General features: G+C 53.5%; 19 protein-coding genes and 1 other RNA gene. 14 read left to right on the top strand and 6 right to left on the bottom strand.

The genetic code is table 11. From position 1 onward, the window contains the following. The first annotated feature begins 179 nt into the window (after positions 1–179). The 4 genes from hupB (at position 180) to fadM (ending at position 3,638) form a co-directional block, all read left to right on the top strand. Positions 180–470, top strand: coding sequence for a nucleoid-associated protein HU-beta (gene hupB / locus OGY19_RS22260; protein WP_263428433.1), 291 nt, complete (start codon positions 180–182; stop codon positions 468–470). A 267-nt stretch (positions 471–737) separates the two neighbouring features. Further along, positions 738–2,612 carry a peptidylprolyl isomerase gene (ppiD, locus tag OGY19_RS22265; RefSeq protein WP_115600839.1) on the top strand — a complete coding sequence of 625 codons (1,875 nt, stop codon included), beginning with the start codon at positions 738–740 and terminating at the stop codon, positions 2,610–2,612. Positions 2,613–2,758: 146 nt separating this feature from the next. Further along, positions 2,759–3,133: a helix-hairpin-helix domain-containing protein gene (locus OGY19_RS22270; RefSeq protein ID WP_115600838.1), complete on the top strand. Its 375-nt coding sequence runs from the start codon at positions 2,759–2,761 to the stop codon at positions 3,131–3,133. A gap of 106 nt (positions 3,134–3,239) precedes the next feature. Beyond that, complete coding sequence (gene fadM / locus OGY19_RS22275) at positions 3,240–3,638, top strand: long-chain acyl-CoA thioesterase FadM (RefSeq protein WP_003021636.1); 399 nt, start codon at positions 3,240–3,242, stop codon at positions 3,636–3,638. 117 nt (positions 3,639–3,755) lie between these two features. Here fadM and queC read toward each other — a convergent pair whose 3' ends face one another. After that, complete coding sequence (gene queC / locus OGY19_RS22280; protein WP_115600837.1) at positions 3,756–4,451, bottom strand: 7-cyano-7-deazaguanine synthase QueC; 696 nt, start codon at positions 4,449–4,451, stop codon at positions 3,756–3,758. A gap of 64 nt (positions 4,452–4,515) precedes the next feature. Then, positions 4,516–6,216, bottom strand: a complete 1,701-nt coding sequence (locus tag OGY19_RS22285) for an SgrR family transcriptional regulator (protein WP_115600836.1) — start codon at positions 6,214–6,216, stop codon at positions 4,516–4,518. Between the two features lie 100 nt (positions 6,217–6,316). On the opposite strand from OGY19_RS22285, the gene cof reads away from it, so the two are divergent. Next, a complete protein-coding gene (gene cof, locus OGY19_RS22290) occupies positions 6,317–7,135 on the top strand; it encodes an HMP-PP phosphatase (RefSeq protein WP_048212423.1) in 819 nt (272 codons plus the stop codon). 51 nt (positions 7,136–7,186) lie between these two features. Here the strand turns inward: cof and OGY19_RS22295 are convergent, their stop codons facing one another. Next, positions 7,187–8,242, bottom strand: coding sequence for a PLP-dependent cysteine synthase family protein (locus OGY19_RS22295; RefSeq protein ID WP_086523606.1), 1,056 nt, complete (start codon positions 8,240–8,242; stop codon positions 7,187–7,189). A gap of 112 nt (positions 8,243–8,354) precedes the next feature. Here OGY19_RS22295 and decR point away from each other — a divergent pair, with 112 nt between their 5' ends. From decR to amtB, 5 genes are all read left to right on the top strand, one after another. Continuing rightward, the gene (decR, locus tag OGY19_RS22300; protein WP_005125175.1) at positions 8,355–8,813 is read left to right on the top strand and encodes a DNA-binding transcriptional regulator DecR; all 459 of its coding nucleotides are present in this window, start codon (positions 8,355–8,357) and stop codon (positions 8,811–8,813) included. 44 nt (positions 8,814–8,857) lie between these two features. Further along, positions 8,858–10,630: a SmdA family multidrug ABC transporter permease/ATP-binding protein gene (locus tag OGY19_RS22305; protein ID WP_115600835.1), complete on the top strand. Its 1,773-nt coding sequence runs from the start codon at positions 8,858–8,860 to the stop codon at positions 10,628–10,630. Then, positions 10,623–12,401, top strand: a complete 1,779-nt coding sequence (locus tag OGY19_RS22310; RefSeq protein ID WP_286597221.1) for a SmdB family multidrug efflux ABC transporter permease/ATP-binding protein — start codon at positions 10,623–10,625, stop codon at positions 12,399–12,401. The genes OGY19_RS22305 and OGY19_RS22310 overlap by 8 nt, the downstream gene beginning before the upstream one ends. 256 nt (positions 12,402–12,657) lie before the next feature. Beyond that, positions 12,658–12,996, top strand: a complete 339-nt coding sequence (gene glnK, locus OGY19_RS22315) for a P-II family nitrogen regulator (RefSeq protein WP_003021657.1) — start codon at positions 12,658–12,660, stop codon at positions 12,994–12,996. Between the two features lie 31 nt (positions 12,997–13,027). Beyond that, entirely contained in the window at positions 13,028–14,314 is a 1,287-nt protein-coding gene (amtB, locus tag OGY19_RS22320) for an ammonium transporter AmtB (protein WP_115600833.1), read from the top strand. A gap of 50 nt (positions 14,315–14,364) precedes the next feature. Here the strand turns inward: amtB and tesB are convergent, their stop codons facing one another. Next, the gene (gene tesB / locus OGY19_RS22325) at positions 14,365–15,225 is read right to left on the bottom strand and encodes an acyl-CoA thioesterase II (protein WP_061067433.1); all 861 of its coding nucleotides are present in this window, start codon (positions 15,223–15,225) and stop codon (positions 14,365–14,367) included. 212 nt (positions 15,226–15,437) lie between these two features. Between tesB and OGY19_RS22330 the strand changes: the two genes are divergently transcribed. Further along, positions 15,438–16,007, top strand: coding sequence for a YbaY family lipoprotein (locus OGY19_RS22330; protein ID WP_048212418.1), 570 nt, complete (start codon positions 15,438–15,440; stop codon positions 16,005–16,007). Positions 16,008–16,038: 31 nt separating this feature from the next. Here OGY19_RS22330 and OGY19_RS22335 read toward each other — a convergent pair whose 3' ends face one another. Beyond that, entirely contained in the window at positions 16,039–16,428 is a 390-nt protein-coding gene (locus OGY19_RS22335) for an MGMT family protein (protein ID WP_086523608.1), read from the bottom strand. An 84-nt stretch (positions 16,429–16,512) separates the two neighbouring features. Between OGY19_RS22335 and ffs the strand changes: the two genes are divergently transcribed. The 3 genes from ffs (at position 16,513) to OGY19_RS22350 (ending at position 17,274) form a co-directional block, all read left to right on the top strand. Next, an RNA gene (ffs, locus tag OGY19_RS22340) (signal recognition particle sRNA small type) lies at positions 16,513–16,609 on the top strand. A 198-nt stretch (positions 16,610–16,807) separates the two neighbouring features. Further along, complete coding sequence (locus OGY19_RS22345; RefSeq protein WP_048212417.1) at positions 16,808–17,059, top strand: hypothetical protein; 252 nt, start codon at positions 16,808–16,810, stop codon at positions 17,057–17,059. Then, positions 17,056–17,274, top strand: coding sequence for a hypothetical protein (locus tag OGY19_RS22350; RefSeq protein WP_005125184.1), 219 nt, complete (start codon positions 17,056–17,058; stop codon positions 17,272–17,274). The genes OGY19_RS22345 and OGY19_RS22350 overlap by 4 nt, the downstream gene beginning before the upstream one ends. A gap of 59 nt (positions 17,275–17,333) precedes the next feature. Here OGY19_RS22350 and yczR read toward each other — a convergent pair whose 3' ends face one another. Continuing rightward, positions 17,334–18,761 (bottom strand): MocR-like transcription factor YczR, encoded by a 1,428-nt coding sequence (gene yczR, locus OGY19_RS22355; protein ID WP_115600832.1) that lies wholly within the window; start codon positions 18,759–18,761, stop codon positions 17,334–17,336. Between the last annotated feature and the right edge of the window lie 85 nt (positions 18,762–18,846).

Raw genomic sequence — 18,846 nt, forward strand, 5'->3', positions numbered from 1 at the left:
AAAGAGCATTAATAAAAACAGGGCTGGCAGGCCATTTCGGGCTTGCCAGCCTTTTTTTGTATAGCTAATTTAGATAACGGATTGGGCTTGCCATCATTATCGGGTGTTGTAAGGGCATGGCAGGCCTGATATAACTGCTGCGCGGTCGCACTTTGAAGGATTCTGGTGCGATATATATTATAAAGAGGAAGAGAAGAGTGAATAAATCTCAACTGATCGACAAAATTGCTGCAGGGGCTGATATCTCTAAAGCTGCGGCTGGACGTGCGTTAGATGCAATTATTGCTTCTGTTACCGAATCCCTGAAAGACGGTGATGACGTAGCACTGGTAGGTTTTGGTACTTTTGCCGTTAAAGAGCGTGCTGCCCGTACTGGTCGCAACCCGCAAACAGGTAAAGAGATCACCATCGCCGCGGCTAAAGTACCGGGCTTCCGTGCAGGTAAAGCACTGAAAGACGCGGTAAACTAAGTGATTTCCCCTTTGGGGATGTGACTAAGTACAAGGGCGCATCAACCGATGTGCCTTTTTTATTTCTGATTCCGGTACTTTCTATGCGTTGTGGGCTGACAATTGCCCCTGTTTCTTGTCACAATAGGCCTTTGTGCGCAGCGTTCAGGAAACGCTATGCTGCGTGAAGCATATATACTCAAAATCCTTGCCGCCGTTGTTGTGTCAACGCGCAGACGGCCTGAAGGATAACGCGTATAGTCATCTACAGCGGAGTGTGGTTACACCATGATGGACAGCTTACGCACGGCTGCTAACAGTCTCGTGCTCAAGATTATTTTCGGTATCATTATCGTGTCGTTCATTTTGACCGGCGTGAGTGGTTACCTGATTGGCGGGGGCAATAACTACGCCGCTAAAGTGAATGGCCAGGAGATCAGCCGCGGGCAGTTCGAGAATGCGTTCAACAGCGAACGTAACCGCATGCAGCAACAGCTGGGCGATCAATATTCTGAGCTGGCGGCGAACGAAGGTTATATGAAAACGCTGCGTCAGCAGGTGCTGAATCGTCTTGTGGACGAAGCGCTGCTGGATCAGTACTCCCGTGAGCTTAAGCTCAACATTAGCGACGATCAGATTAAGCAGGCTATTTTCGCCACACCGGCTTTCCAGGTTGACGGCAAATTTGATAACAACCGCTACAACGCAATTGTGAATCAGATGGGCATGACCGCCGATCAGTACGCTCAGGCATTGCGTAACCAGCTCACCACGCAACAGTTGATCAACGGCGTTGCCGGGACCGACTTCATGCTGAAGGGTGAAACGGACGAACTGGCTGCACTGGTTGCACAGCAACGTATCGTGCGTGAAGCGACGATTGACGTTAACGCACTGGCCGCGAAGCAGTCTGTTACCGAGCAGGAAGTTGCCAGCTACTACGAGCAGAATAAAAACAACTTTATGACGCCGGAACAGTTCCGTGTGAGCTATATCAAGCTGGACGCTGCAGCAATGCAGGAAACCGCCAGCGATGCTGATATTCAGTCTTATTATGACCAGCATCAGGATCAGTTCACTCAGCCGCAGCGTAACCGCTATAGCATCATCCAGACCAAAACGGAAGATGAAGCAAAAGCGGTGCTTGATGCGCTGAACAAAGGCGGTGATTTTGCGACTCTGGCGAAAGAAAAATCTGCCGATATCATCTCTGCCCGTAACGGCGGTGATATGGGGTGGCTGGAAGACTCTACCACCCCAGATGAGCTGAAAAATGCCGGTCTGAAAGAAAAAGGCCAACTGTCTGGCGTAATTAAGTCTTCCGTTGGTTTCCTCGTGGCGCGTCTTGATGACGTACAGCCTGCGCAGGTTAAACCGCTGAGCGAAGCCCGTGAGGACATTGCGGCGAAAGTGAAGCAGGAAAAAGCGCTGGATGCCTACTATGCGCTGCAACAGAAAGTGAGCGATGCCGCCAGCAACGACAACGAATCCCTGGCGGGTGCGGAGCAGGCCGCGGGCGTGAAAGCGGTTGAAACGGGCTGGTTTAGCCGTGACAGCCTGCCGGAAGAACTGAATTTCAAACCAGTCGCTGACATCATTTTCAATGGTGGCCTGGTTGGCGAGAACGGTACACCTGGCAGTAACTCCGATATCATCACCGTGGATGGCGATCGCGCGTTCGTGCTGCGTATTAGCGAACACAAAGCAGAAGCCGTGAAGCCACTGGCTGAAGTGAAAGAGCAGGTAACTGCGCTCGTTAAGCACAATAAAGCAGAGCAGCAGGCGAAGCTTGATGCCGATAAACTGCTGGCGGATCTGAAAGCCGGTAAAGGCGATGAAGCGCTGAAAGCGGCGGGTCTGAGCTTTGGCGAGGCGAAAACGCTGAGCCGTACGGGTCAGGATCCGTTGAGTCAGGCTGCCTTTGGTCTGAGCCTGCCGGCGAAAGACAAGCCGAGCTACGGTGTTGCGAACGATATGCAGGGTAACGTTGTACTGTTGGCGCTGGACGAGGTGAAAGCCGGTTCTATGCCTGAAGCGCAGAAGAAAGCGATGGTTCAGGGGATCACTCAGAACAACGCGCAGATTGTCTTCGAAGCGCTGATGAGTAACCTGCGTAAAGCGGCAAAAATTAAAGTCGGTGATGCGCTGGAACAGCAGCAATAACCGAGTCCGCTCGCAAAAAATTGCAAAAGTTTGTATCTACAAAAGGCCGCTTTCGCGGCCTTTTCCATTTTTGATATTTGCCGTTTGTCTGCTGTTCTGCACCTCGCTATCGTGATTCCACTGTTAACAAACAAGGAGAAAACAGTATGAAACATGGAATCAAAGCCCTGCTTATCACCCTTTCATTGACCTGTGCCGGCATGGCTCAAAGCGCACTGGCCGCAGAGTCTGTCGCTAAAAGTCAGGCGGTACAAACCAAAGCGGAAAACTCAGGGGCGGCACAAAGCAAAGCCACACAGCCCGCTAAAGCAAGCGACGATGAAGGCACCAGGGTAAGCATCAACAGCGCTTCCGCGGAGGATTTAGCGCGAGTCATGAATGGCGTCGGTCTGAAGAAAGCGCAGGCGATTGTGAGCTATCGTGAGGAGTACGGACCGTTTAAAACGGTGGAGGACTTAAAGCAGGTACCGGGTATGGGCAGTTCGCTGGTGGAGCGTAACCTGGCAGTTTTAACACTTTAATAACTTGCACAGCGCTGAAAATTTGCCAGACTGTAGAGGTCATACCAGTTATGACCTCTTTACCCTAAAGTCTGTTCCTATAAAAACAACGTAAGGCCCCTGCGCTATGCAAACACAAATCAAAGTCCGTGGTTTTCATCTTGATGTCTATCAGCACGTCAACAACGCCCGCTATCTCGAGTTTCTGGAAGAAGCCCGTTGGGATGGTCTGGAAAACAGCGACAGCTTTCAATGGATGACCGCACACAACATCGCTTTTGTGGTCGTGAATATAAATATTAACTACCGCCGTCCAGCGGTGCTAAGCGACCTGCTGACCATCACCAGTCAGGTGCAACAGCTAAATGGCAAAAGCGGGGTGTTAAACCAGACAATTACCCTGGAGCCGGAAGGGCAGGTGGTGGCTGACGCGTTGATTACCTTCGTCTGTATTGATTTGAAAACGCAAAAAGCGCTGCCGCTGGAAGGGGAGTTACGCGAAAAACTGGAGCAGATGGTGCAGTAGCTCAACGTTGCCTGATGGCGCTTCGCTTATCAGGCCTACGGGCGACATTGCGTACGATGAACGCTGTCGGTAGGCCGGATAAGGCGTTTACGCCGCCATCCGGCACTATTCGCTCTATTATTTCAGGCCGGTTTTCTGCTTCATTGCCGCCATCACTGCCGGTTTATCCGCCAGATAATGGTTCAGGCCGTTGGCACGCAGATTACACGCCGCACAGTGACCGCAACCGTCACCTTTGATGCCGTTATAGCAGGTTAGTGTTTCTTCGCGTACCAGGTCCAGCTTGCCCCAGTAATCAGCCAGCGCCCAGGTTTCGGCTTTATCGATCCACATCAGTGGGGTTTCAAAGCGAATATCTTTCGCCATCCCCAGGCTTACGGCATGGTTCAGCGCTTTGACGAACTCGTCACGACAGTCCGGATAACCAGAGAAATCGGTCTCGCAAACGCCGGTAATGACCGCCTCTGCCTGCACCTGGTACGCGTAAATTGCTGCCAGCGTTAAGAACAGAATATTGCGTCCTGGCACAAAGGTATTGGGAATGCCGTTCGCATCCGGTTCGTAATCGGGTACCGGAATATTATCGCGGGTCAGGCTGCTGACAGCCAGTTCACTGAGCAGCGTGACATCAAGCACTTTGTGCGCGCGGGCGCCGAGTTTTAAGGCCAGATCACGTGCGACGTCAATTTCAGCGTGATGGCGCTGACCATAATCAAAGGTCACGCAGTGCACTTCATCATACTGATGCAGCGCTTGCGCCAGACAAGTCGTGGAGTCCTGACCTCCACTGAATACAACAACGGCACGTTTCATGGCTTTTCCTGACAAATAACGAAACCCTTATGGTAGCGCCTGGGCGTGTCGCCGACCAGCTTCTTCACGCTGAAGGGGGCGGTAACCAGGCCTCGGTGAACTCAAACCAGCCACGCGGATTCAAACGTACGCCGTTCACGCCCGGCGGCGCGCTGATGCGATAGTGATAATTGAACAGCGGCGTCAGGGTTGCGTCATGCATCAGCGTGGCGAAAACCTGCTGTAAAGCTGCATGACGATCGTCCTCATCGGCCTGAATTTGCAAGGCATCCAGCGTGGTCTGCAGATGAGTATATGCGGGTGCATTCAGAACGTGTGACCATAGCTGATCGCAACGTAACCACTGTTCGAGGGTATACTCGGGGGCTTCGCCAATCAGCCTGTCGCCCATCATCAGATCGGCCTGGGCTAAAGGATGGTCGCCATCCCAGTTTTTAGCATTATGAAAAATAAGCGTTAATTCACAGCCCAGTTTTGCCAGGGCCTGGCGAAGCTGTTCAGCCATGGCGTGCAGTTCTACCGGCAGGTGGTAAGCCAACGTCAGTTTTTCTGGTAGCGCTACTTCGTTCAGTTCATCCCATTGTGGGATCGTCCATCCTGGCAGCAGGGCATTGCTGGGAGTAATGAGGTTTTCATCCACCTCAAGCGTCTGTAGCAGCGAAGAGCGGTGGATAATATTGACCAGTCGACGGGCCTGTTGCGTATTCAGCCGCGCGCTTTTTCTGAGTGTGAGATAGCAAAAACCAAGGCTGATCCCGCTGCTTACCTGGCTTAGAATTGGTAACTCTTCAGGTTTACCAATCGCAATTTGCACCGGATGGCGACAGCTGGTGCCCAAATCCTGGGAGAAAAGCTGTGGGGTTATCCAGTATTCAATGGCTTTCAATAGCGGATGACTCAGATGGTAGTGATCGTGACTCTCGATACGCACCAGCTCAGGAGTAAACAGCGTCAACCGGAACGGGCCGGTACCCACAAACGGGTGCTCAGGATGCGCCAGGTGACTGCTGTAGCTCGCCAGACGGTGCGCCAGCCAGAAGTCGGGACGATGCAGAATAAAGGTCAGACACTGGGGATGCGTCACCTCAATGCGCTTTACGCTGATAAACAGCTTATTCAGCGCAGGTAACTCTAACAGCTTCAGCAACTGTTGATGTAGCTGCGTGCTGCTTACCGTATCGCCGTTATGCCAATGCAGGGTGGAACGAATATAGAAATCCCAGCGCAGGCCGTCAGCGGAGATATTCCAGTGGTGGGCTAAGTCTCCACAGGGACGTTGCGTAGTGCTGTCAAAACGTGTCAGGCCAGAGAATACCTGTCCGGCAAGGTGCTGCTCTGCGCGACCGGGCAGGAATCCAGGATGCAAAGGTTCGAGCTGGCGATAATAGGGGATACGCAGGGTTGGCGTATCATTTTGCCATTGCCCGCCCATAAACGGCTGCAGCAGGGTTCTTAATTCCCCGGGGGCCAGTTGAGCCAGTTCCAGTACGCTGAGCTGTTCACCCTTTTGCAGTGCCTGCTCCATCATCGTGTTGCGCAGCGAGTCTGGGGTGACCAAAAAACGTAATGCTCCGCGTTTCCCGCGTCCGGACTGAGCGTGCCACTCCAGCCAGCCTGCATCCTGCGCTTGCTTTAGCAGGGTTCGCACGTGGCGCTCGCTGCAAAAACAGCGTTCAGCCAGTTCCCCGACGGTCACCGACTGCGGTTCTCCGTTCGAAGGCAGCCACAGGCGCTGGTACTGGTTCAGGCGATTCAACAATCTCATATAAACCCGGAACAATTCATTTTATCTATTCACTATTACTTCCGTATATCTCAGGTGATACTGAATCACAAGTTAACCGCGTCACAGTGTGGAGAAAGAAATGGCTCGTCTGGCTGCATTTGATATGGATGGCACCCTTTTAATGCCGAATCACCATTTAGGTGACGAAACGCTTTCAACACTGGCGCGTCTGCGTGAACGCGATATCACCCTGACATTTGCCACTGGCCGCCATGTGCTGGAAATGCGCCACATTTTGGGTTCTATCTCGCTGGACGCCTTTTTGATCACCGGTAACGGCACGCGCATTCACTCTCTTGAGGGCGATGTGTTGCATCGTCAGGATCTGGATCCGAATGTTGCGGATATCGTGTTACATCAGAAATGGGATACCACCGCCAGCATGCATGTCTTTAATGACAACGGTTGGTTCACCGGACAAGAGATACCCTCGCTGCTACAGGCGCATGTGTATAGCGGATTTCGCTACCAGATCGTCGATGTGAAACGTATTCCGGCTCATCAGGTAACGAAGATCTGTTTCTGCGGCGATCATGAGTCGCTGATCCAATTGCGCATTCAACTGAATGAAGCGCTGGGAGAACAGGCGAATCTCTGTTTCTCCGCGGTTGATTGCCTTGAGGTACTACCGCTGGGCTGTAACAAAGGCTCTGCGCTGGCGGTACTAAGCGAGCACTTGGGTTATTCCATGGCTGACTGCATGGCATTTGGCGATGCCATGAACGATCGCGAAATGTTAGGTAGCGTTGGGCGCGGCCTGATTATGGGTAACGCAATGCCGCAACTGATGGCTGAACTGCCGCATTTATCGGTGATTGGGCATTGCCGCAATCAGGCTGTATCTCACTTTTTGACGCATTGGCTGGACAATCCGCATCTACCTTATTCCCCCGAATGAGAGATCCCTTCCAGCAAGCCAGACTTCGCGTCTGGCTTTTTTTTTGTCTGCTCAGTGTGTATTCAGCAACTGGGCAAGTTCCGCTTTCCACGGCGTTAAATCGCCTATGTGCGCGTCAACCCATTGCGGGTTGTAGTAGGTTTCCAGATAGCGTTCGCCGCTGTCGCACAGCAGCGTCACCAGCGACCCCGTTTCTCCGGCGTCGCGCATACGGGCGGCAAGTTGTAACGTCCCCCACATGTTGGTTCCGGTTGAGGCGCCCACTTTACGACCCAACTGCGTTTCCAGCCAGTGCGCGGTGGCAACGCTTGCGGCATCCGGCACACGCAGCATTTCATCAACTACGTCAGGAATGAAGGACGGTTCGACACGCGGACGGCCGATGCCTTCAATTTTGCTGCCGACCGGGCTGCGCAATGTCGCATCGCGATCCTGCCAGAAGGGCAGAAAAACCGAATTCTCCGGATCCACTACCATCAGGCGAGTATCGTAGCCCTGGCAGCGGATATAACGGCCAATAGTTGCTGAGGTGCCGCCGGTGCCGGCGCTCATCACGATATGGCGGGGTACGGGGTTGGGCTCGCACTGCATCTGACGAAAGATGCTGTCGGCAATATTATTATTGCCACGCCAGTCGGTGGCGCGCTCAGCATAAGTAAACTGGTCCATGTAATGACCGTTCAGTTCACGCGCCAATTGTTCAGAGGCCGCGTAGATTTCGCAGGCGCTTTCCACGAAGTGGCAGCGGCCGCCATAAAATTCAATTTGTTCAATTTTGCGTTTTGCCGTACAGGAAGGCATAACGGCAATAAACGGCAGTCCAAGCAGGCGGGCGAAATAGGCTTCAGAAACCGCCGTTGATCCCGATGACGATTCGATAATCGTGGTGCCTTCTTTGATCCAGCCATTACACAGTCCGTAGAGAAACAGTGAACGTGCCAGGCGATGTTTCAGGCTACCGGTTGGATGCGTGCTCTCATCTTTCAAATAGAGCTGAATACCCGGAAACGCCGGAAGCGACAGGCGAATAAGATGCGTATCGGCAGAACGCTGGTAATCCGCATTAATTTCATTGATGGCGTTTTTAACCCAGGAGCTATTCATCATTAATATCCATTTGTCATTTTGTGCCCAGAATAGCGAAAAGCACGGAAAAAATTGTTGCCATTTAGCCTTTAAAATAGAATGTAAGGAGAAAATTCTTCTCTGTGGAGTGGATATGTTAGACAAAATTGACCGTAAGCTGCTTGGCCTACTGCAACAAGACTGCACCCTTTCTTTGCAGGCGTTAGCCGATGCCGTTAATCTGACGACCACCCCCTGCTGGAAACGGCTCAAGCGGCTTGAGGATGACGGCATTCTGCTGGGCAAGGTTGCTCTGCTGGATCCGGAAAAACTGGGGCTGGGTTTAACCGCGTTTGTGCTGATTAAAACCCAGCATCATAGCAGCGAGTGGTACTGCCGCTTTGTCACCGAAGTGACCGGGATGCCGGAGGTGCTGGGTTTCTGGCGAATGGCTGGGGAGTACGACTACCTGATGCGGGTGCAGGTTGCTGATATGAAACGCTATGATGATTTCTATAAGCGTCTGGTGAATAGCGTACCGGGCCTGTCTGATGTTACCTCCAGTTTTGCGATGGAACAGATTAAATACACGACTGCTCTACCTATTGAATAACTCTCCCGGTGATCATTGCCGGAAATCTTGTCAGGACATAACGCGTGCGATTATTTGCTCAATTAAGCTGGTACTTCCGCCGGGAGTGGCGTCGCTACCTCGGGGCGGTGGCCTTGCTTATCATCATCGCTATTCTTCAGCTTATCCCGCCAAAAGTGGTCGGTATCATCGTGGACGGCGTGACGACACAGCGGTTCACCACCGAGAGACTGCTGATGTGGGTTGGCACGATTGCCCTGATTGCGGTGGTTGTCTATTTGTTGCGCTATGTCTGGCGCGTACTTTTGTTCGGCGCATCCTACCAACTGGCAGTTGAACTACGCGAAGACTATTACCGCCAGTTGAGCCGCCAGCATCCTGAATTTTATCTGCGTCATCGCACCGGCGATCTGATGGCGCGTGCAACTAACGATGTTGATCGGGTGGTGTTTGCGGCTGGCGAAGGTGTATTGACGCTGGTGGACTCGCTGGTCATGGGGTGCGCGGTGTTGATCGTGATGTCTACGCAAATCAGTTGGGAGCTGACGCTTATCGCGCTACTCCCAATGCCGGTGATGGCGATAATGATCAAACGTTACGGTGATCGACTCCATAACCGTTTTAAGGTTGCGCAAGCAGCGTTCTCCAGCCTTAACGATCGTACTCAGGAAAGCCTGACCAGTATCCGTATGATTAAGGCTTTTGGTCTGGAAGACCGACAGTCGGCGCTATTTGCCGCAGATGCTAAAGATACCGGCAAGAAAAACTTACTGGTCGCCCGCATTGACGCCCGTTTTGACCCCACGATTTATATCGCCATTGGTATGGCTAACCTGCTGGCTATCGCCGGGGGAAGCTGGATGGTGGTTCATGGCTCTCTGACCCTTGGTCAGTTAACCAGTTTTATGATGTATCTCGGGCTGATGATTTGGCCGATGCTGGCGCTGGCATGGATGTTTAACATTGTTGAGCGAGGCAGCGCCGCGTATAGCCGTATTCGCGCCATGCTGGCTGAAGCGCCGGTAGTGGATGACGGCACAGAACCCGTGCCGGAAGGACGCGGCGAGCTGGCGGTGGCAATTCGCGAATTTCGCTACCCGCAAACGGCTCATCCGGTGCTGGAGAATGTGAATTTCCAGCTTAAGCCAGGGCAGATGCTGGGTATTTGTGGCCCGACCGGCGCGGGTAAAAGTACGGTGTTGTCGCTGATCCAGCGTCATTTTGATATCACCGAGGGCGATGTGCGCTTTCATGATATCCCGTTAACTCGCTTGCAACTTGATAGCTGGCGTAGCCGTCTGGCAGTGGTCAGCCAGACACCTTTCTTGTTCTCGGATACGGTCGCCAACAACATAGCGCTTGGACGCCCACAGGCCACACAGGAAGAGATCGAACATGTTGCACGTCTGGCCAGCGTGCATGAGGATATTTTACGTCTTCCGCAAGGCTATGACACCGAAGTAGGTGAACGCGGGGTGATGCTGTCCGGTGGACAAAAACAGCGTATTTCTATCGCTCGTGCGCTGCTGCTGAATGCTGAAATCCTGATTCTTGACGATGCGTTATCGGCGGTGGATGGTCGTACTGAACATCAAATCCTGCATAACCTGCGCCAGTGGGGAGAAGGCAGAACCGTGATAATCAGCGCTCACCGTTTATCTGCGCTGACAGAAGCCAATGAAATTATCGTGATGCAGCACGGACATATTGCTCAGCGTGGCGAACACGATGCGCTGGTGCAGCAACCCGGCTGGTATCGTGATATGTACCGTTATCAGCAACTGGAAGCGGCGCTGTCTGATGCGCCAGAAGTAAACGAGGAGGCGGCTAATGCGTAGTTTTGGGCAGCTATGGCCGACCCTGAAAAGGCTACTGGCGTACGGCTCTCCGTGGCGAAAACAGCTGGCAATTGCGGTGGTCATGCTATGGGTGGCGGCAGCGGCGGAGGTGAGTGGTCCGCTGCTGATTAGCTATTTTATCGATAACATGGTGGCGAAGAACAATCTGCCGCTGGCGATGGTGGCTGGGCTGGTGGCGGCATATGTCGGTCTGCAACTGTTGGCGGCGGGCCTGCATTACGCGCAGTCGTTGTTGTTTAACCAGGCGGCGGTTGGCGTGGTGCAGCAGTTACGTACCGATGTGATGGATGCCGCGCTACGCCAGCCGCTCAGTGCTTTCGATACTCAGCCCGTCGGGCAGCTTATCTCCCGGGTGACTAATGACACCGAAGTGATCCGTGACCTGTATGTGACGGTGGTCGCAACGGTCCTGCGCAGCGCGGCCTTAATCGGTGCCATGCTGGTGGCGATGTTCAGCCTTGAGTGGCGGATGGCGCTGGTGGCGATGGCCATATTCCCGGCAGTGCTGGTGGTGATGGTCATTTATCAGCGCTACAGCACCCCCATTGTGCGTCGGGTGCGCGCTTATCTGGCGGATATTAACGATGGCTTTAACGAAGTCATCAACGGCATGAGCGTTATCCAACAGTTCCGCCAGCAGGCGCGCTTTGGTGAGCGAATGGGCGAAGCCAGCCGCTCGCACTATATGGCACGTATGCAGACTCTGCGCCTGGATGGTTTTTTGTTGCGCCCGCTACTGAGCCTTTTCTCGGCGCTGATCCTCTGCGGTTTGCTGATGCTGTTCAGCTTTACCTCTGGCAGCTCCATTGAGGTTGGCGTGCTGTACGCGTTTATCAGCTACCTCGGCCGTTTGAACGAGCCGCTGATCGAGCTGACCACCCAGCAATCAATGCTGCAGCAGGCGGTTGTCGCCGGCGAGCGAGTGTTCGAACTGATGGACGGGCCTCGTCAGCGCTATGGTGAAGATGATCGACCGCTGAAGAGCGGGGACATTGAGGTGGATAACGTTTCATTTGCCTATCGTGACGACAATCTGGTGCTGCAAAACATCAGTCTGTCCGTGCCATCGCGCAGTTTTGTGGCGTTGGTCGGGCATACCGGTAGCGGCAAGAGCACGCTCGCCAGTCTGCTGATGGGGTACTACCCGCTGACGCAGGGGGAAATCCGTCTGGACGGACGACCGCTGTCTTCACTGAGCCACAGTGTGTTACGCCAGGGCGTGGCGATGGTGCAACAGGATCCGGTGGTGATGGCGGATACCTTCCTGGCAAACGTCACGCTGGGTCGTGATATCTCAGAAGAACGGGTGTGGCAGGCGCTGGAAACCGTACAGCTGGCCGAGCTGGCGCGGGGTCTGAGCGAGGGTATTCATACCCGGCTGGGCGAGCAGGGCAATAATCTATCAGTTGGGCAGAAACAGCTGCTGGCGCTGGCGCGGGTATTGGTGGAAACGCCGCAGGTACTGATCCTCGATGAGGCCACGGCCAGTATTGACTCCGGCACTGAACAGGTCATTCAGCACGCGCTGGCGGCGGTACGTGAACACACCACGCTGGTGGTGATTGCGCATCGGTTATCCACTATTGTCGATGCGGATACCATTCTGGTGCTGCATCGTGGGCAGGCGGTTGAGCGTGGTACGCACCAGCAACTGCTTGCCGCACAGGGCCGCTACTGGCAAATGTATCAACTGCAGTTGGCGGGCGAAGAGCTGGCGGCTAGCGTAAACGAAGATTCGGCAATCGCCTGATGGCGCTGCGTTTCTCAGGCCTACAGCCAGTGTGGTTTTGTAGGCCTGAGAAAGCGTTTTCGCCGCCATCCGGCAATCAACAATCTGGTGCAAAAATGTAACGCACTATGCACCGTTATAGTGCATTTTTTCTTTTTCTCTCCTGGCCGTACCCCGTGCGGCTGAATCATCCCGCGTTTTTCATTCCTGGCACATCCCTTGCAATATTCATTTGGTGTATCTGCAGCCACTACTGAATTCTGACTGGAGGGGATCTATGAAGCTGGTTACCGTGGTAATCAAACCGTTCAAACTGGAAGACGTCCGTGAAGCATTGTCGTCTATTGGTATTCAGGGGCTGACCGTCACCGAAGTGAAGGGGTTTGGCCGACAAAAAGGTCATGCCGAGTTGTACCGGGGAGCTGAATACAGCGTCAACTTCTTACCCAAAGTGAAGATTGATGTGGCAATTGCTGATGACCAACTGGATGGCGTAATTGATGTCATCAGTAAGGCCGCCTACACCGGAAAAATTGGCGACGGCAAAATTTTCGTCGCCGAGCTGCAACGTGTGATTCGTATTCGTACCGGCGAAGCCGACGAAGCCGCACTGTAACGTCTGGCACACAGTGATAGGAAACCAAAAAATGAAGATAGCGACGATGAAAACAGGTATTGCTTCACTGGCGCTGCTGCCGGGTCTGGCGATGGCGGCACCGGCGGTTGCAGATAAAGCGGATAACGCTTTTATGATGATCTGTACCGCGCTGGTGCTGTTTATGACCATCCCAGGCATTGCGCTGTTCTACGGCGGTTTGATTCGCGGTAAGAACGTGTTGTCGATGCTGACCCAGGTTACGGTGACATTCGCTCTGGTTTGTATTCTATGGGTGGTTTATGGCTACTCACTGGCCTTTGGCGAAGGAAATAATTTCTTCGGTAACTTCAACTGGGTCATGCTGAAGAATATTGCACTGACGGCGGTCACGGGGAGCTTCTACCAGTACATTCACGTTGCTTTTCAGGGGTCTTTCGCTTGCATTACCGTTGGGCTTATTGTCGGTGCACTGGCTGAGCGCATTCGGTTCTCTGCGGTGCTGATTTTTGTAGTGGTATGGCTGACGCTGTCCTACATCCCTATTGCACACATGGTCTGGGGCGGCGGTTTGCTGGCTACTCACGGTGCGCTGGATTTTGCTGGCGGTACGGTAGTACATATCAATGCTGCGATTGCCGGCCTGGTTGGGGCTTATCTGATTGGTAAACGCGTCGGTTTTGGCAAAGAAGCGTTTAAGCCACATAACCTGCCAATGGTCTTTACCGGCACGGCTATTCTCTATATCGGTTGGTTTGGCTTTAACGCTGGCTCCGCGGGTATGGCGAATGAAATTGCCGCGCTGGCCTTCGTCAATACCGTTGTTGCCACCGCGGCCGCCATTCTCGGCTGGATCTTCGGTGAATGGGCGCTGCGTGGCAAACCGTCCCTGCTGGGCGCGTGTTCTGGCGCCATTGCCGGTCTGGTAGGCGTGACACCTGCCTGTGGCTATATCGGTGTCGGCGGCGCGCTGATTATCGGTGTCGTTGCGGGGCTGGCTGGCCTGTGGGGCGTAACCATGCTGAAGCGCTTTCTGCGCGTTGATGACCCGTGTGATGTCTTCGGTGTTCACGGTGTGTGCGGCATTGTCGGCTGCATCCTGACCGGCGTTTTCGCGGCCAGCTCTCTGGGCGGCGTAGGCTTTGCCGAAGGCGTTACCATGGGGCATCAGTTGCTGGTACAACTGGAAAGCGTGGCGATCACCATCGTCTGGTCCGGCGTGGTGGCCTTCATTGGCTATAAGCTGGCGGATATGACGGTGGGGCTGCGTGTACCAGAAGAGCAGGAACGCGAAGGTCTGGATGTGAACAGCCACGGCGAGAACGCTTACAACGCTTGATGTTTCAATCTGCCGGATGGCAACGCTTTTGCGTCACCATCCGGTAATTCTCAATTGCGATTACGCATGACCCCTTCCTGCACGGTAGAAGCGACCAGCACGCCATCCTGGGTATAAAACTCCCCGCGAACAAAGCCCCGGGCACCGGAGGCCGAAGTACTCTCGACGTTATACAGCAGCCACTCATTGATATTAAAAGGACGATGGAACCACATAGAATGGTCGATCGTAGCGATCTGAATCCCTTTTTCCAGAAAACCAATGCCATACGGTTGTAAAGCAACGGGCAGGAAGTTCAGGTCTGAAGCATAACCCAGCAGATACTGATGGACGCGTAGATCGTCCTGCAGCGTGCCGTTAGCGCGGATCCACACCTGGCGAGTCGGGTTGGCAACGTGACCTTTTAACGGATTATGAAATTCCACCGGACGTACTTCCAGCGGGCGGTCGTTGATAAATTTTTCTTTCAACAACGGCGGCAGCAGGTGAGCGACCGAACGGGCGATCTCAGTTTCTGATTTTAGCTCTTCAGGGCCAGGCGCTGCCGGCATCTCTTTTTGATGCTCAAACCCATCTTCTGGTGCCTGGAAAGAGGCAGTCATATAAAAAATGGGTTTCCCATTCTGGATCGCGGCAACGCGGCGGGCGCTGAAGCTGTTACCATCACGCAGCACCTCGACATCATAGATGATGGGCTTTTGGCTATCGCCCGGACGTAAAAAGTAGCTGTGAAAGGAGTGCACCAGGCGCTCTTCCGGTACGGTTTCTTTTGCGGCATACAGTGCCTGACCGACAACCTGACCCCCAAAAACCTGACGTAACCCTAAGTCTTCACTTTGGCCCCGAAAGAGTCCTTCTTCAATTTTTTCCAGATTTAACAATGTCAGCAAATTTTTCAGTGCCAGACTCATACGTGCTCTCCAGGTAATAGCGTTCTCGCAGCGAGGTAGGCAGAGTATAACGCAATTTTGAAAGTGGTCCGATGGGTGCAATTGTCTGAATTACTGGCCGATTACAGGCAAAACCAGCTGTCTTGTGCCACACTTAGTCACGTTATGTTTTTGTTAACCACTCTTCTGGCGAGGAAAGTTCTCGCTGGTGCATAGATGATAAGGAGAATTTAATGAAACTCGTGCACATGGTAAGTGGTTTAGCGGTTGCGGTCGCTCTGGCGGCCTGTGCTGATAAAAGCGCGGATATTCAGACACCTGCGCCAAGCCCTAATACGTCAATTGCTGACACACAGTCAAAAATTCAACAGCCGAATGTGTCTGGTACGGTATGGATCCGCCAGAAAGTTGCCTTACCGCCGGATGCCGTGCTGACCGTAACACTGTCAGATGCATCGCTTGCCGATGCACCGTCAAAAGTGCTGTCGCAAAAAGTTGTACGTACCGAGGGTAAACAAGCACCATTCAGCTTCGTACTCCCGTTTAACCCGGCAGATATTCAGCCGAACGCCCGTATTCTGCTGAGTGCGGCGATTACGGTGAATGATAAACTGGTCTTTATTACTGATACCGTCCAGACGGTGATCAATCAGGGGGGGACTAAAGCCGACCTGACCCTGGTCCCGGTCCAGCAGACGGCTGTTCCAGTACAGGCGAGTGGTGGTGCCGCGACAACGGTACCGTCAACGTCACCCACACAGGTGAATCCGTCTTCCGCCGTTCCTGCCCCGACACAGTACTAAGGGCATTCTAACCCTCTCCATCCGGAGGGGGTTAGTACACCCAGCGATAGCGCTGTAAATCGATTTGTCCACTCCCTGAAACCACAATACCTTCCGCCAGCAACGCCTGACGCTGTCGTTGTAGGTCTGGACCTGTAAGCGAAATGGCACCATGACGATTAACCACCCGATGCCAGGGCAAAGTGCTGCCTTCGGGGAGACGCTTAAGCACGCCGCCTACCTGGCGAGCAGCACGCGGCGAACCGGCAAGCCTGGCAACATCGCCATAGGTGGTGACGAATCCTTCGGGGATTGAGGCAACGATTTGCCAGACGCGTTGAGGGAAAGAGTCTTGTATATCCATCGTTTTTTCCTGCGCTAATCCTCCAGCATAATCCCGAATGACGAGGTAGTGAAGCTTCATTGCACAAGAAAACAGCATCCGGTGCTGGATGGGTTGCAATTACCGGGGGCAGCAGTGATAATGCGCCTGCGCGTTGGTTGACAACGCTCTCAATGGGGGCTCTGTTGGTTCTCCCGCAACGCTACTCTGTTCACCAGGTCAGGTCCGGAAGGAAGCAGCCAGGGCAGATGACGTGTGTGCCGGGATGTAGCTGGCAGGGCCCCCACCCAATTCTGCCGTCCGGCAATCTCAATTCTTCTCATCTTCTTTTCTTTGTCATCGTATTGTCATTTTATTGTCATCAAATGCTGTCAATGTGTTTCGGGGATGTTATTTGATGCTTTTGCCGCTGCCATCGCGCTGTAACGACATGGTCTTACATCCGGTGTGTTTTGGCTGACCACAAGGATTTTCTACGATGTCGACCGCTGTATTGAATGTCAAAATTGATGAGGCGCTAAAAGAAAAGCTGCGTCACTACGCTGAAGTGAATAATGAGAACCTAAGTATCTCGACGGAAAAATTGCTACTTATCGCGTTTTCCGCCATTGAAGAGGCGGGAGTCTCCGCTGATGATATTGATAGCCAGCATACGGAAGAATCCGTGGTTGAAGCACTGACTCCTAAAGAAATCAAAGCATTGCGCAGATTACTGAAGAAGAAAAAATGAAACAACAACCGCTCTCAACCGCCTGTAATTATGGCGAAGCCTGTGAATTGCTACGTTCCGGTTATGTGAAACATGTTCGTCTGAGCTGGAATGTCGGTAGCGATGAGTTTTTCCGTATTGCTTCTGACTGGTGCGATGCCGGGGCGAAAATTAAGAAAGACGGCGAGAATTTTGTGATTTCCCTGAAGGGGTTCCCGGTTCCTCCTCAGCGGTAATAATGCCCAGACATCCTCGTCCATCACGGTATTCCAGGACGAGTCTTTTGACTCGTCGCTTAGATTATTTTGCGCATTTTCCCGTGACTTGCCTGTAAACGCAGATTATCCCAAATGGGTTGCAACGTCCGGAAAGCCGAGCGCATTGTGTCATCGGGCAGAGCAAAGGGCATACGCAAAAAGCGATCGAATGCGCCATCCAGGCCGAAGCGCGTCCCGGTACCCAACTGAATACCTGCACTTTCGGCACGGGTGGCAAAGAGCGTTGCCAGCGTATCGGGTAATTCAACCCAGAAAGAGAGTCCCCCCTGTGGTTGAGTAAACTGCCACTCCGGGAAATGTGTCTTCATCAGGTCATGGCACAGATCGCGCCGGGTGGTGAGCAATTGCCGTCTGTCGGGAAGAAAATCGGCCGCATTGTCCAGCAACCAACCCGTGGCAAGCTGTTCAAGCACTGGTGATCCTAAATCAAATGTGTCGCGAGTCTGTACCAGCGCGGCAATAGTACGTGACGAAGCCCGAATCCATCCCAGACGCAGACCTCCCCAGAAGCTTTTCCCTGCCGATCCCAGCAGGATCACCGGCGCATCGCGATTGAATGCAGCAAGTGGAGGCGGAGGCGGGGCGTCATACCACAGGTTCACCATGGTCTCATCGACCACCAGCGTGGTGCGGGTTCTTTCCGCAATATCCGCCACAACCTGGCGAGTTTCGGCGTCCATACAGCGTCCGGTCGGGTTGTGAAAGTCCGGCATCAGATAGGCCATTCTCGGGGCTGTTTGCGCGAGGGTGGCAACCAGACCCGCTGTATCCCAACCGTGCTCAGGCAGCGAAACGCCGACGGGGCGACATGATGCCCCTTGTATTGCTGCAATCGCCAGCGGATACGTGGGGTGATCGACCACTACGCGATCGCCGGGACCGGTGAGTAAACGCAGGATCAACGCCAGGCCGCTGACCGCGCCGTTCACGACCATTATTTCATCCGACTGTGTGGGTAATCCACGTTCGCAATAATGCCGGGCGATGGATTCACGCAAAACCGCCAGTCCCTGCGGCAGATACCCGGAGCTCAGCAAATGCTGCGGCATCGCAAATAACGCTTGTTGGTAAGCCTGATGAATTTCTGGCCCGGCGCTGAGGGCCGCTGTGGACAAATCCAACGCTGTACCGGTACTGGTTCGCGTAGGCACATGACGAATGTGTTCCGGCAGGATCACCCGTGAGCCGCTCCCATGACGGCTTTCCAGATATCCCTCTTCACGCAGTTGCGCCATGGCGCTGGCGACGGTGGTTCGGCTCACTTCCAGAACGGCAGCGAGCTCGCGTTCGCCGGGCAAGCGACTATCCAGTGCCAGTCGACCATCCAGGATCAGCAGACGTAACGCTTCCGCCAGTTGTCGCCAGATAGGCGTTCGCGAGGGGCTTTCCTGCCAGTGCCCTAGCAGGCGCTGCAAAGATTGACTTCCGTAACGGCGAGATGACATAGCAGTCCACTTTTTGAAAACTGGACATTAATCATAGTGCCAATTGCGGTGAAGATGAAAGCTATCTGAGAGGCGAGGAGAAAAT

Source organism: Citrobacter sp. Cy070 (assembly GCF_030332245.1).
In the GTDB taxonomy this organism is placed as follows: Bacteria; Pseudomonadota; Gammaproteobacteria; order Enterobacterales; family Enterobacteriaceae; genus Citrobacter; species Citrobacter youngae.